13 protein-coding genes and 1 pseudogene are annotated in these 13,608 nt (G+C 62.6%); 3 read left to right on the plus strand and 11 right to left on the minus strand.

What is annotated here, in order from left to right:
* Positions 1 to 18 precede the first annotated feature (18 nt).
* The 3 genes and pseudogenes from tssI to K8374_RS26570 all read right to left on the minus strand — a co-directional run.
* A complete protein-coding gene (gene tssI, locus K8374_RS19875; protein ID WP_224456890.1) occupies positions 19 to 1,860 on the minus strand; it encodes a type VI secretion system tip protein VgrG in 1,842 nt (613 codons plus the stop codon).
* 533 nt (positions 1,861 to 2,393) lie between these two features.
* The gene (locus tag K8374_RS26565; RefSeq protein ID WP_411969659.1) at positions 2,394 to 2,825 is read right to left on the minus strand and encodes a methyl-accepting chemotaxis protein; all 432 of its coding nucleotides are present in this window, start codon (positions 2,823 to 2,825) and stop codon (positions 2,394 to 2,396) included.
* A 162-nt stretch (positions 2,826 to 2,987) separates the two neighbouring features.
* Positions 2,988 to 3,710, minus strand: a pseudogene (locus tag K8374_RS26570) (PAS domain-containing protein); the annotation flags it as partial.
* A 167-nt stretch (positions 3,711 to 3,877) separates the two neighbouring features.
* On the opposite strand from K8374_RS26570, the gene K8374_RS19885 reads away from it, so the two are divergent.
* On the plus strand, positions 3,878 to 5,095 hold the full coding sequence (locus tag K8374_RS19885) for a glycosyltransferase family 4 protein (protein ID WP_224456892.1): 1,218 nt from the start codon (positions 3,878 to 3,880) through the stop codon (positions 5,093 to 5,095).
* A gap of 94 nt (positions 5,096 to 5,189) precedes the next feature.
* Here the strand turns inward: K8374_RS19885 and K8374_RS19890 are convergent, their stop codons facing one another.
* Complete coding sequence (locus K8374_RS19890) at positions 5,190 to 5,672, minus strand: glutathione peroxidase (protein ID WP_224456893.1); 483 nt, start codon at positions 5,670 to 5,672, stop codon at positions 5,190 to 5,192.
* A gap of 145 nt (positions 5,673 to 5,817) precedes the next feature.
* Positions 5,818 to 6,303, minus strand: coding sequence for a peptidylprolyl isomerase (locus K8374_RS19895; RefSeq protein WP_084858548.1), 486 nt, complete (start codon positions 6,301 to 6,303; stop codon positions 5,818 to 5,820).
* Here K8374_RS19895 and K8374_RS19900 point away from each other — a divergent pair.
* A complete protein-coding gene (locus tag K8374_RS19900; RefSeq protein ID WP_224459369.1) occupies positions 6,302 to 6,604 on the plus strand; it encodes a DUF3565 domain-containing protein in 303 nt (100 codons plus the stop codon). The genes K8374_RS19895 and K8374_RS19900 overlap by 2 nt on opposite strands.
* 31 nt (positions 6,605 to 6,635) lie before the next feature.
* On the plus strand, positions 6,636 to 8,726 hold the full coding sequence (pta, locus tag K8374_RS19905; RefSeq protein WP_224456894.1) for a phosphate acetyltransferase: 2,091 nt from the start codon (positions 6,636 to 6,638) through the stop codon (positions 8,724 to 8,726).
* Between the two features lie 143 nt (positions 8,727 to 8,869).
* On the opposite strand, the gene K8374_RS19910 is transcribed toward pta, so the two are convergent.
* From K8374_RS19910 to K8374_RS19935, 6 genes are all read right to left on the minus strand, one after another.
* Complete coding sequence (locus K8374_RS19910; RefSeq protein ID WP_084858551.1) at positions 8,870 to 9,589, minus strand: OmpA family protein; 720 nt, start codon at positions 9,587 to 9,589, stop codon at positions 8,870 to 8,872.
* A gap of 95 nt (positions 9,590 to 9,684) precedes the next feature.
* Positions 9,685 to 10,329 carry an MBL fold metallo-hydrolase gene (locus K8374_RS19915; protein WP_224456895.1) on the minus strand — a complete coding sequence of 215 codons (645 nt, stop codon included), beginning with the start codon at positions 10,327 to 10,329 and terminating at the stop codon, positions 9,685 to 9,687.
* Positions 10,330 to 10,351: 22 nt separating this feature from the next.
* Positions 10,352 to 10,702, minus strand: a complete 351-nt coding sequence (locus tag K8374_RS19920) for a type II toxin-antitoxin system ChpB family toxin (protein ID WP_224456896.1) — start codon at positions 10,700 to 10,702, stop codon at positions 10,352 to 10,354.
* On the minus strand, positions 10,699 to 10,977 hold the full coding sequence (locus tag K8374_RS19925) for an AbrB/MazE/SpoVT family DNA-binding domain-containing protein (protein WP_411969558.1): 279 nt from the start codon (positions 10,975 to 10,977) through the stop codon (positions 10,699 to 10,701). Before K8374_RS19925 ends, K8374_RS19920 begins: the two co-directional genes overlap by 4 nt.
* Positions 10,978 to 11,145: 168 nt before the next feature.
* The gene (locus K8374_RS19930; protein WP_224456898.1) at positions 11,146 to 11,838 is read right to left on the minus strand and encodes a sensor histidine kinase; all 693 of its coding nucleotides are present in this window, start codon (positions 11,836 to 11,838) and stop codon (positions 11,146 to 11,148) included.
* Positions 11,835 to 13,442, minus strand: coding sequence for a tetratricopeptide repeat-containing response regulator (locus K8374_RS19935; protein WP_224456899.1), 1,608 nt, complete (start codon positions 13,440 to 13,442; stop codon positions 11,835 to 11,837). The genes K8374_RS19930 and K8374_RS19935 overlap by 4 nt, the downstream gene beginning before the upstream one ends.
* Positions 13,443 to 13,608: the final 166 nt, after the last annotated feature.

A 13,608-nucleotide genomic window follows, 5' to 3' on the forward strand; every position in this document is an offset into this window, starting at 1 on the left:
ACTTTTCCTTGTCGTTAATCAAGACTTGTTCAAATTAATTATTTTGCTACCTGCAACGTCTACGGAGACGCCTGACAGGGTAATGGTGCCATCCGAGTTCATGACAAGCGTGCTCTTCCCCACCTCCAAGGTGATGGATTTAGCAGCTTTTATCTTCACGTCGCCCTGGTCCACCGTCACAAAATATGACCCCTCCTCCACCGCAATGCTGGTTTCCAGCTTGATGGTTTCGGAATGTTTTCCCTCGACCTTGATTGTTCGATTGCCCCCCACCTGGAGACTGTCGTCTGCCTCGACCTCGGTATCCAAGTTGCGCTCAGCATGCATAATGATCTGCTCAGCACCCGCCTTGTCTTCAAAGCGGAAGAAGTTCGCGTTTGATCCTTTACCCTTAGTAGAGCGCGTCAGGAAGCCGCTCTGGGTCTTGTTCGCCGGCAGCGACCACGGCGGTGTATTGGTGCTGTTGTACAGGCTGCCCATGACCAGCGGGCGGTCCGGGTTGCCGTCGAGGAATACCACCACCACTTCGTCGCCGACGCGTGGGATCTGGATACTGCCGAACCCGCCGCTGGCGCCGGTTTGGGCGACGCGTACCCAGCAGGAGCTGTGGTCGTTGTACTTGCCGTTACGGTCCCAATGGAACTGGATCTTCACCCGGCCCAGCTCGTCGGTGAAGATCTCTTCTCCCGGTGGGCCGACGATGATGGCGGTTTGCGGGCCGGCGATGGTCGGCCTGGGCGTACTCAGTTGCGGGCGGAACGGGATCTTCTTGCGTACGCAACTGAAGGTGTTGAAGTAGCTGGCCTGCTGGCCGCTGAGGTAGTTGTTGTGGCCTTCGCTTTCCACGCTCATGATCAGGAACTGGCGGTCTTCCACCGGACCCTGGTCGTGGGCGTAATGCTGCAACAGCTCGAACGTGTAGCCGGGCCTCATGGCGCGACAGTTGCTGGCGCCTTCGAATTTCTTGCCACGCAGTTCCAGGGCCTCGATGCGCAGGCGCAGCAGGGTTTCGCCTTCATCGTAGGTGCCGTGGGTGTATTGGCCGGGGAAGTCGTAGATCTCGAAGCTCTCTACTTCGCCCTGCTTGTTCTTGCTGTTCATCGCCACCGGCAGGCGGTTGTTGGGCTGGCGGTAGTCGAAGGTCTGCGTGGCCATCTTGCTGGACTGCAGCTGGCGGTTACCGCTCCACTGGGTGATGGAGTCGGCGGTCTCGGTGACCGAGGCGCTGTGGAAGCGGATCCGCGGTTGCTCGGGGATGTCGACCAGCGTGCTGGAGTCATCGCAGATGATCATGGTGTGGCCTTCGGCGGTATGCTCGAAGTAGTAGAACATCCCCTCTTCCTCCAGCAGGCGCTGGACGAAGTTGAAGTCGGTCTCACGGTACTGGGTGATGTAGGTGTAGCGCTTCTGCGGGCGGGTCAGGCGGAACTCATGGCGGGAGAACGCCGGGCACAGGGCGAATACGGCCGTGACCACTTCTTCGACCGTGTTGCCCTGGAAGATCCGCGTGTCGAAGCGGTTCTTGAGCATCGAAAACCAGGGGTTGAGCGTGGCGGTATAGCGCGCCATGCCGCCGTCGCTGCCGATGCTGGCGAAGCGTGTGAGATAACCGGTGATGTAGCGTGGGCCACCTTCAGCGAGTTCGATCTCGATGCTGACGTGCTGGCCCATCATCGACTTGAGCGGCACGCCGGAGTCTTCGCAGACCAGCAGCAGTTCGTAGTTGAACGCCTTCGACAGGCCTTCGACGCCCTTGAAGGTTTCCAGCAACAGTTCCTGTTCGGGGTTGGCCAGGTTGTGAAACTTGAACAGGCGGCGGTTCTGCGGCGACAGCAGCGCTGCGGCCAGGTCCATGGTCATGCGAGATCTCCTTGAAAACGCGGCCAGCACGCTTATGCGATGCGCAGCTGCAACTCTGATCCAGTATGCGCGCATCATGCGCGCGCTCTGCGAGGCCATGCATAACGGAAAATGCCATCACGCAGGCGACCTGGTTCACATACCGAACGACAGGCAAGCAGAGAGGCCCAAAGGAAACACCGGTAAAAACTGCCCTGTCAATTCGCCACAGCCTACAAGACATCGATGATGAAGCGTGTCAAGCAATGACATGTTGCCATCATCCGTGCGCTTGACCGCGTTCCGGGAACGGCACGGTTTTTGACGAAAAGCCTGTCGTAGACGGGTTTCAAGGTGCGTGCCATGACAAGGAAAAAGAAGATTCCGATCTGCTCTATCGTCTTTCGCCATTGCTTAAGCGCTCCCGACGCATAAGCGGAGAAAAATGTTTCATAACATGGACGGGGTTAGATGAAGGTAGGTGTGATCGCCTGACGCCTGAAATACCCTGGGCCTGCGCGCAGTTTGCGGCGCAGGCCTTTTTCAGCGTTCGCTCAAAGGCTCAACTGGCTGGAAAATCGCCCTACCGCATCCACCACCTTCTGCGCACCTTCCTGGATCTCGACGATCACCCCACCAGTATCGGCGGCCAACGCCAACCCCTGCTCGGCCTGGCGCTTGCTGGTGTCGATGATATCCACAGCCGCCTGGGCCAGTTGCTCGTTCTGCAGAACTACCTTGGCAATCTCGTCGGTGGCTGTGCTGGTACGCGAGGCCAGCTGGCGAACCTCGTCGGCCACCACCGCGAAGCCTCTACCCTGCTCGCCTGCCCGCGCCGCCTCGATAGCCGCATTGAGCGCCAGCAAGTTGGTCTGCCCGGCGATGTCGCTGATGGTCTTGATGATCGAACCGATCACCCGGGACTGTGTATCCAGCGCCTGGATGCCTTGGGCCGCGTCCTGCATGGAGCGCTCCAGGCCACGCATCACATCGACGGTCTGGGTCACCACACCGGTGGCCTTGCGCGCGCTGGCATCGGTGCCCAACGACGTGTTGTAGGCGATGTCCGCAGCCTCGGCAACAGCCAGCTCCTGGTTGACCTGGTCAGTGATCACGGTTGCGAACTTGACCACTTTGTAGAGCACGTCATGGGCATCGATGATCGGGTTGTAGGATGCCTCCAGCCACACCACCCGGCCATGGGCATCGATGCGCTTGAACCGGTCGGCGACGAACTCGCCACGGCGCAGCTTGTCCCAGAAAGCCTGGTAGGCCGGCGAATTGGCTTCCTCAGGTTCACAGAAAATACGGTGATGCTTGCCGCGCACCTGCTCCAGGGAATACCCCATGGCCTGCAGGAAACGGTCATTGGCGGTCAGCACCTCGCCTTGCAGGTTGAACTCGATCAGCGCGGTCGAACGCATCAAAGCTTTGATCAGGCTTTCGTGCTCGCGAGAGGTCTCGATGGTGCGCGTGAGGTCGCTCGAATGCAGGCTGAAATAGCGGATTCGCCCGTCGCTGCTCTTGACCGGTTGCAAGATCGAACGCAGCCAGGCTTCCTGGCCATTGCCACGCAGCAGGCGGAAGGCGCCGTTGAGGTGCTCGCCGCGAGTAATGGCGCCTTTCATGCGCTGGTAGAAGTCCAGCTGCTTCACATGGGCGGGGACGATGTCCTCGATACTGCGCCCGATCAGTTGTTCGGCGCGGTAAAGCATCTCCTGCTCGAAGTTGCTGTTGACCGACTCGATACGACCGTCGGGGCCAAGCTGCAAGACCAGCATCTCACTGTCGAGGCTACTCTTGACCTGCTCGACGGACATCAGGTCCTCGCGCAGTTGCTGGATTTCTTTCTTGAGTTTGCTGTTGAACATGACCGCTCCCGGGAGCGCACCCCGACCGTTGGATACTTCTGCATCGGCTGGCCCTGAAGGATTCTTGAGTGCCCCGCAAGGAAATGTTCACACGGGCAAAACCCGCGTCACTGGCCAGCCACGAATCTGTCACATGAACGCAACAGCTCAGGCGGACACTTTTTGTCATGAACATACCGCCCCTGCGCATCACCCTGGTCACCGAAACCTTTCCACCCGAAATCAATGGCGTGGCCAATACCCTTGGCCGCCTCAGCGATGGCCTGCGCCAACGCGGGCATCAGGTGGAACTGGTACGCCCTCGCCAGGCCAGCGACAACGCCAGCCGCGACACCGACGACCTGTTGCTCTGCCGTGGTTGGCCGTTGCCTGGCTACCCAGGTTTGCAATGGGGTGAAATCGCCAAGCGCACCTTGGTACGACGCTGGCGTCGGCAACGCCCGGATGTGCTCTACATCGCTACCGAAGGCCCGTTGGGGCTGAGCGCCCTGCGTGCCGCGCGGCACCTGGGCATCGCCGTGGTCAGCGGCTTCCATACCAACTTTCCCCAGTACTCGGGGCAATATGGGCTGGGCCTGCTGACCCGCCTGCTCACCCATTACCTGCGATGGTTTCACCGGCGCACCGCGGTCACCCTGGTGCCCAGTGCCAGCCAGCGCCTGGAGCTCGAGCGCCGGGGCTTCGAACGCCTGGGGCTGATGGCACGGGGGGTCGATGCCTGCCTGTTCAACCCGGCCCGGCGTAGCCAAGCGTTACGCCAGGCATGGGGCCTGGGGCCGGACGATATCGCCGTGATCCATGTCGGCCGCCTGGCTGCGGAGAAAAACCTGGGGCTGTTGCAGCCCTGCCTGGACGCGTTGCACAAGGCTTATCCACAGCGGCGCATGCGCTTGGTGGTCGTGGGCGACGGGCCACAACGCGAGCGCCTCGAGCAGTCGCTGCCCGATGCCGTGTTCTGCGGTGCGCAGCGGGGCGAAGCGCTGGCAGAGCACTATGCCAGCGGCGACCTGTTTCTGTTCCCCAGCCTGACCGAGACGTTCGGCAACGTGGTACTCGAGGCGTTGGCCTCAGGCCTGGCCGTGGTCGCCTACGACGAAGCGGCCGCCGCCCAGCATATCCGTCATGGGCATAGCGGGAGCCTGGCCATGCCGGGTGACCAGGCGGGGTTCATCGACGCGGCGTGCTGGTTGCTGGAGGAAGAGGAAACCTTGCGCAGGGTGCGCCTGAATGCACGCCAGCATGCCAGTCGACAAGGCTGGCCCACGATCATCGAGCAGTTCGAGGGATATCTGGCCGGTGCGTGCCGTCAGGTTGCCCGCCAGGATGGCGGAGCAGTGAAGGGAGCGTTGGCGACCAAGCCTGGCTCGACAGCACCGCACAGTTAATCACCTCAAGGCCCCATCGCGGGGCAAGCCCGCCCCACCGAGATTACGCCGCTCTCTTCTACGGGGGCTTTTCCCGCGATAGCCCCCCGGATATTCAGCCCAAGGCCTTCTCGATCGCCTGCACGACCGCCGGATCATCCGGTGCGGTACGCGGTGCGAAACGGGCCAGCACGCGCCCGTCCTTGCCCACCAGGAACTTCTCGAAGTTCCAGGTGATATCCCCTGGGAACTCGGCACCCTCGCCCGCCAGCAGCCGATACAGCGCATGACGCTGCGGCCCGTTGACCTCGAGCTTGGCGCCCAACGGGAAACTCACCCCGTAGTTGAGGCTGCAGAATTCCTGGATGTCCTTTTCGCTGCCCGGCTCTTGCCCGGCGAACTGGTTGCACGGCAGGCCCAGGACATTGAAGCCTTTGTCCTTATAGACCTGGTACAGGTTCTCCAGGGCTTTGTATTGCGGCGTCAGGCCACACTTGGAGGCGACATTGACCACCAACACCACCTGGCCCTTGAACGGTGCGAGGGGCAATTCCTCGCCGTTCAGCGCCTTCAACGTCAGGTCGTGAAATGCACTCATGATGACTCCCCTCTCAGGTTCCCGATGGTCGCAGGGGCGAATCGCGCCCACTAAAAAGGCGCGCGGCCAAACCGTCATCCTTCCCCAAGGAAGGCAAAACGGCTTGCCCGAGCGCCTGGCGACTCTCTGAGCTTAGCGCAGAAAATCAGTGGTGATGACCACCTTCACCGTGGATGTGACGGTGAGCGATTTCTTCGTCGCTGGCGTCACGCACGTTGACTACCTTGACCTTGAAGTTCAGGCGCTGGCCGGCCAGCGGGTGGTTGCCGTCGACGGTGATGTCGTCGCCGTCGATGTCGCGGATGGTGACGATCTGCATCTGACCGTCCGGCGCCGACGCGTGGAACTGCATGCCGACTTCCAGTTGGTCGACGCCTTCGAACAGGCTGCGGTTCAGGGTGCTGACCAGCTCGGCCAGGTATTCGCCGTAGGCTTCTTCAGGTTCGATGGCGACGTTCAGCTCGTCACCGGCCTGCTTGCCTTCCAGGGCTTTTTCCAGGCCCGGGATGATGTTGGCGGCACCGTGCAGGTACACCAGCGGCGCACCACCGGCGGAACTGTCGATGACCTCCCCGGCGTCGTTGGTCAGGGTATAGTCGATGGAGACAGCCTTGTTGGCGGCGATCAGCATGGGGCAAGACCTTTTGCAAAAGAATGTAGAGCGATCAAGTGTAACCAACGCATCGCCCGATTGCGAACGCGTGTCGGGGAATGACAAATCCGTCAGTCGGATCACCGGCTTTCACCAGGACGAAGAGGGCCATTGGGTGGTCGAGCTGTCGTGCGGCCATACCCAGCATTTGCGCCACCAGCCTCCATGGCAGGCGAGGCCCTGGGTGCTGGACCCGGCCGAGCGCCAGCGCCACATCGGCCAGGTATTTGCCTGCGGCTGGTGCGCCCAGGGGGTCGATAGCGATACCCTTGGCGGCTGACCCCTTGCACCGCTTATTTCGAGAAGCACGCATGCAGACATTTTTCATCGCGCCGACCGACTTCGGTGTCGGCCTGACCTCCATCAGCCTGGGCCTGGTGCGCACCTTGGAGCGCGGCGGGCTGAAGGTCGGCTTCTTCAAGCCGATCGCCCAGCATCACCCCGGCGATACCGGCCCCGAGCGCTCCAGCGAACTGGTGGCGCGCACCCATGGCATCCGCCCGCCGACGCCCCTGAGCCTGGCCCAGGTCGAGCGCATGCTCGGCGATGGCCAGCTGGACGAGCTGCTCGAGGAGATCATCCGTCTTTACCAACAGGCCTGCATCGGCAACGACGTGGTGGTGGTCGAGGGCATGGTGCCGACCCGCCACGCCAGCTACGCCGCGCGGGTCAACCTGCACTTGGCCAAGAGCCTGGACGCCGAGGTGATCCTGGTGTCGGCGCCGGAAAACGAAGTGCTCAGCGAGCTCTCCGGGCGTGTCGAGCTGCAGGCTCAGCTGTTCGGCGGCCCACGCGACCCGAAGGTGCTCGGGGTCGTGCTCAACAAGGTGCGCACCGACGAAAGCATGGCCGCCTTCGCCGCCCGCCTGCGCGAGCATTCGCCGCTGCTGCGCGGCGACGACTTCCGCCTGCTGGGGTGCATCCCCTACCAGCCCGAGCTCAACGCCCCGCGTACCCGCGACGTGGCCGAGCTGCTCGGCGCCCAGGTGCTCAATGCCGGGGACTACGAACAACGGCGCATGAACACCATCATCATCTGCGCCCGTACCGTGGCCAATACCGTGCCACTGCTCAAGCCCGGCACCCTGGTGGTGACCCCGGGCGATCGCGACGACATCATCCTCGCCGTGAGCCTGGCAGCCATCAATGGCGTACCGTTGGCTGGCCTGCTGCTGACCAGCGACAGCAAGCCCGACCCGCGCATCCTGGAACTGTGCCGAGGCGCCCTGCAGGCCGGGCTGCCAATTCTTTCGGTGGGTACCGGCTCGTATGACACCGCCAACCGTCTCAATTCGCTCAACCGGGAAATCCCGGTGGATGACCGTGAACGCGCCGAGTTCATCACCGACTTCGTCGCCAGCCACCTCGACGCGGCCTGGCTGCACCAGCGCTGCGGCACGCCGCGCGAGCTGCGCCTGTCGCCAGCGGTATTCCGCTACCAGCTGATCCAGCGCGCCCAGCAGGCGAACAAGCGCATTGTCCTGCCCGAGGGCGCCGAGCCGCTGCTGGTACAAGCAGCGGCCATCTGCCAGGCCCGCGGCATCGCCCGTTGCGTGCTGCTGGCCAAGCCCGAGGAGGTCGAGGCGGTAGCCCGCGCCCAGGGCATCACCCTGCCGCCTGACCTGGAAGTCCTCGATCCAGAGGCGATTCGCGGGCGCTACGTCGAGCCCATGGTGGAGCTGCGCCGCAGCCGCAACCTCAACGCGCCGATGGCCGAACAGCAGCTGGAAGACCCGGTGGTGGTCGGCACCATGATGCTGGCCCTGGATGAAGTCGACGGTCTGGTCTCGGGCCTGGTGCATTCCACTGCCAACACCATTCGCCCGGCCTTGCAGTTGATCAAGACCGCGCCGGGCAGCAGCCTGGTGTCCTCGGTGTTCTTCATGCTGTTCCCCGAGCAAGTGCTGGTATATGGCGACTGCGTGATGAACCCGCACCCCAGCGCCGCGGAGCTGGCCGAGATCGCGCGGCAGAGCGCCGAGTCGGCCCAGGCCTTGGGTATCGCGCCACGGGTGGCGATGCTCAGCTATTCAAGCGACTCGGCGGCCAGCGACGAAGAAGTGGAGAAGGTGCGCGAAGCCACGCGTCTGGCGCAGGAAGCCGAACATGACCTGCTGATCGACGGCCCGTTGCAGTACGACGCGGCGGCCAACCCTGAGATCGCGCGCCAGTTGGCACCGGCAAGCCCGGTGGCGGGCCGTGCCACGGTGTTCGTATTCCCGGACCTCAACACTGGCAACACTACCCACAAGGCGGTGCAGCGCAGTGCCGATTGTGTCAGCCTGGGGCCGATGCTGCAGGGGTTGCGCAAGCCGGTGAACGACCTGCCACGGGGGGCACAGGTGGACGATATCGTGCATACCATCGCCTTGACTGCGATTCAGGCCAGTACCGTGCGCTGACATGCAAAAAGGGGCCGCTATGCGCCCCAATCGCGGGACAAGCCCGCTCCCACAGGAGTTGCGCCATCTTGGAGGCAGCTAGAAACCTGTGGGAGCGGGCTTGTCCCGCGATTGGGGCGCGTAGCGGCCCCTCGTTTTCTGCCTTACGGATACTGCTGCACGGTACCCTGCTGGTCATACTGCTGGCCAGGAATCGGCTTAAGGTTCACTTCCACGCGACGGTTCTGGGCACGGCCATTGGCGTCGGCGTTGCTGGCGATCGGCTGGTCCGGGCCCATGCCGCGGACGGAAACGCGCGACGGGTCGACACCCTGGGAGGTCAGGTAGGTGCTGACGGCCTGGGCACGGCGCTGGGACAGGTCCATGTTGTGCTGACGGCTGCCGGTGCTGTCGGTGAAGCCCACCACCTCGATGGTGTTCTGGTTGAACTGCTTGAACGAGTTGGCCAGGTTGTTCAGCGGCGAATAGAAGCTTGGGGAGATGTTCGCCGAATCGGTGGCGAAGGTGATGTTGCCCGGCATGATCAGCTTGATCTGGTCACCCTGGCGCTGCACCTCGACACCGGTGTTGGCCATCTTCGCACGCAGCTCGGCTTCCTGTTTGTCGGCGTAGTAGCCGTATCCTGCAGCAGCGGCGCCCACCGCGGCGGCGCCGATCAGCGCACCCTTGCCACGGTTGTCATGGTCGATGGCGGCACCGGCGATGGCACCGGCCAGCGCGCCCAGGCCGCCGTACTTGGCGGTCTTGCTCATCCCGGTGGAGCCTTGAGCCTGGCCCTGGCTGTCATAGGGGTTCTGGCCGGCACAGCCAGTCATCAGGGCAGCAGCAGTAGCGACGATAATCAGACGACGCATGGTGAACATGGACAAGCTCCTACAGATATTCGAGAGTGCAACAGGTCATGGATGGCCCTATGCCAGCCTTGGACCCGGGCGAAACGGAAAAATTCCCTGAAACCTCAGGCCCGCACGAAAGGATTTTCGCGCATCTCGTCGCCAAGGCGGGTATCCGGGCCATGGCCAGTTACCACCACCGCCTCTTCATCCAGGCAATACAGCCGCGACTTGATGGAACGAACGATAGCCCGCTGGTCGCCACCCCACAAATCGGTACGGCCGATGCCGCGGCGGAACAGGGTGTCGCCGGCGATCAACAGCTTGGCATCGGCGAACCAGAAACTCATCGAGCCAGGCGTGTGCCCAGGCGTATGCAAGGCCACACCGCAACCGCACGCCAGCGCCTCGTCATCGCCCAGCCAACGGTCCGGCGACGGCACCGGCGTATAGGGCACACCGAACATCTGGCATTGCATCTCGAGGTTGTCCCACAACGGCTGGTCATCCTTGTGCAGGTGCAAGGTCGCGCCGGTCAGTTCCTTGAGCTTGCCCGAGGCGAGGAAGTGATCGAAATGGGCGTGGGTGTGGATGATGCTCACCAGCGTCAGACCATGGGCCTGAAGGCGCGCCAGGATCTTCTCCGGGTCACCGCCTGGGTCGACGACGATGGCCTTCTTGCTGACCGGGTCGCCGATCAGGGTGCAGTTGCATTGCAATGGGCCTACGGGGAAGGTTTCGCGGATGAGGGTGGTGTCTGGAGGATTCATGGAGGCCGAGGTCTTGGAAGGTCTAGTGGTCGAAAAGTGTCTGGACACGTGCCAAGGCGTCTTCGATGACCACCCCGGGCGCCGACTCGATACGCTTGGCGTTCCTGGCTTCGAGGTCGACGGCACGTAGCTGGTTACAAAGGATGACGCCTTGTGTTTGCGTGCCGACGCCACTCAGCGTCACGGCAAAACCTGCATGCCGCGCGAAATCACCGCCTTGGATGATAGGCACTATCACAGCCAGGCCGGAAGCATTGTACGCGGCAGGTGTCAGGACCAGCGCAGGTCGGGAATTGCCTTGCTGTTCCCGTCCAAGTGTCGGGTCAAGGCACACCCGAACGATATCACCTCTGGCGAACCTGCCCCGCCTCATACTTCACGACCTGCCGGGCGCATCGCGTTCCAGCCCTCCAGTTCCGTTGGCTCGGGGGCATCGAGATCGCATTGGGCGATAAGCTCCTCAAGCGTGTACTTGGGCTTGGCCCTCACTGGCTTGAGTACCATCGACTCACCTGCTGTATCGAGGCTCAATATGGAACCGACGCCCAGCTGCATCTGTTTGAGGACCGCTGCTGGCAACCGAATCGCGGCACTGTTGCCCCATTGCTGAATCTTGACTTCCATAAGTATCTCCAAAGGTAGATACATAGTAGAAACCCTCCGAATGACTGCAAGTAAAATGTAGAAACACCGTATCTACATTGTCATTCGGCAAGCCGTTGAAAGAGCCCTCAACGTACGAACCAGACATCTCCTACCGTACATCGAGAAAAACGGCGCAGGGTCAAGCCACCAGCAAGGCCTGCTCAGCCTAGGTCAAGGCAGATACAACCGGAACAACCCACCCCCCAGTGCCCCGCCGTTGGCAATCTCGATGCGCCCGCGTACACCGTTGCGTTCATGCAGGGCCGCGATACGCGCGGCGAAATACAGGCCAAGGCCTGTGCTGCCGGTACGTGAATCGATGCCCTGGAGGTAGTCCTGCTGGCGTTCGAGCATGCGCTCTGGATAACCCGGGCCGTCGTCGTTGACGCTGATGACCAGTTGCTCGCCCTGCTCCTCGATACTGATCAGCAAGGCATGGCCGGCATGGCGGATGGCATTGGTGAGCACATTGGCCACCACCGAGGCGACCAGTTCACGGTCGAAGAAACCCAGCGGGTTGTCGGTGTCGATGCGCCAGGTGGCGAGGATATCGCGATGCCTGAGCACCTCCTGATGCGCCGCAAGCTGGGCCTCGATGAAATCGTCCAGCTCATGATAGTCGGGGCAGATCGGCAACTGGTTGATGCCCAGCTTGTACAGGCCCAGCAGTTGCACCAGCATGCCGTTCAGATGACGAAACTCGTGCTCTATCACGCCTTGTTCGCTGCCACCGTGCAGCACCTCGGGCAAACGCGCCAACCACTGGTCGTGGGCCTGGATCAAGGCCGACAGCGAATTCTTCATGTCGTGCACGGTGGAGGCGATCACCGTGGAGAAGTCCAGCCCCTTTTCGTCTCGATTCATGCGCCGAAGATCCGGATGTGCAGTTTGCGGTAGCGGTCGTAGCGGCTGTCGCTGGCCGGAATGCCGGCAACGCTTTGCAGGCAGTTGCGGCATTCCTGCATGATCGCCGGCGTCGGGCTCTCGCCGCCCACACGCAGCAGCGCCTGAGCGGTGTTGAGGGCGATGCTGATGTTCTTCGGCTGTAATGCCAACGCCCGGCGGAACAGGTCCAGGGCCTCGCTGAGCTGGCCGGCCTGGTAGCTACGTACTCCCTGGCGGTTGAGGTCGACCGCCTCGGTGACCGCCCCGAGCACTGTCGGATCGTCCGTGATCTGGGCGACGCTCTGCATGACCTTCGGATCGTCGCCATAGGTTTCCACACAGCCTTTCAGGATGCTGGTACCCGCGGCTTGCTGGCCGAGCGCCTGCAACTGCCTGGCCACACTCAAGGCGGCCTCGACCGAGAAGAACTGGTCCATTTTCTCCAGCCGCTGCAGGGCCTGCTCGGTGAGCTTGCCGGCGGTTTCGGGGTCGCCGGCTTGCTGCAGGCTGGCGGCTTTCATCAGACGGGCGCGAACTTGCAGTCCCTGGTCCTCGACATGCTCCTTGGCGACATCGCTGAGCACGCTGTTGATCTCGACGCGGGTGCGCGCGTCCAGGCCGTTGCCAACGTTCTTGTTCATCAGCGCCTGGACCAGGCCCAGGTTGCTCTCCGGGTCCTTGTAGCGCGAACTCTGCCCTTGGTTGACCGCATGCCGATAGGCCTTGGAGGCGCTTTCGAAATCTTCGTTGTCCAGGGCCAGCTTGCCCAATGCCGCCTGCCGACGCACGGCCAGGGGCGACAGGCGCACCGCCTCCTCGAGCATGTGCTGGGCGCGCTTGGTCTCGCCCTGGGCCACCAATACCTCGGCCAGGCCGTCGTACAGGCTGGGCATGATCGGGAAGGCCTTGAGCGCTTGCTCGAAGACACCCTGGGCTTCGCCGTGCTGGCCGCGCTTGTGCAACAGGTTGCCCAGGGCGGCATAGACCCAAGGTTGCGGGCGGCTGGCCAGGATGGCCTTGAGGAACTTCTCCAGTTCCTCGACGCGGTTGAGGTCGCGCAGGGCATCGGCCCGATAGCGCAGGCACAGCGGTGCGAAGCGTGGGTCCTGCTTGCACAGCTCGGCGCAGGCCGCCAGCACCTCGGCCGGGCGACCGCGATCCAGGGCTTGGAGGATGGGCTTGAGCAACGTCTTGCGCTGCGCCAGCTTTTCCAGGCGCTGGGCCAGGCCCACACGGTTGAACGGCTTGGTCAGGTAGGCGTCCGGCTCATGCTCGAGGGCACTGAGCACGATCGCCTGGCTGCTCTCGGCAGTGACCATGATGAACACGCATTCATGGCTGATCAGCTTGTCCAGCAACAGGTCTTCGAGCACCTGCTGGCCGTTTTTCTTGCCGTCGCCGAGGTGAAAGTCCTGGAGCACGAAGTCGTAGCGCTTCTGCGCGCACATGCGCAGGGCCTGTTCACCGCTGTCTGCGGTGTCCACATCGCGTGCGCCCAGCTCCCGGAGCATGGAGCGGGTCGAGGTACGAAAGTCGGTGAAGTCATCGACGATCAGAAAGCTTTTTTGCCCGTACTGCAGCATCAATACGACCTGTATTGGCGAGTGGTTGGAGGGTGGCACGCGACGATGCCCGCCATCGGGTTCTGGCGCTGCCGGCGTACACCACTCCTTGTAGGAGCGGGCTTGTCCCGCGATGACGTCGGCACGGAATCCAGTAACCCGAACAGCTTATCGGCAGCAGGCGAGG

The organism is Pseudomonas sp. p1(2021b) (assembly GCF_020151015.1).
GTDB lineage: Bacteria > Pseudomonadota > Gammaproteobacteria > Pseudomonadales > Pseudomonadaceae > Aquipseudomonas > Aquipseudomonas putida_K.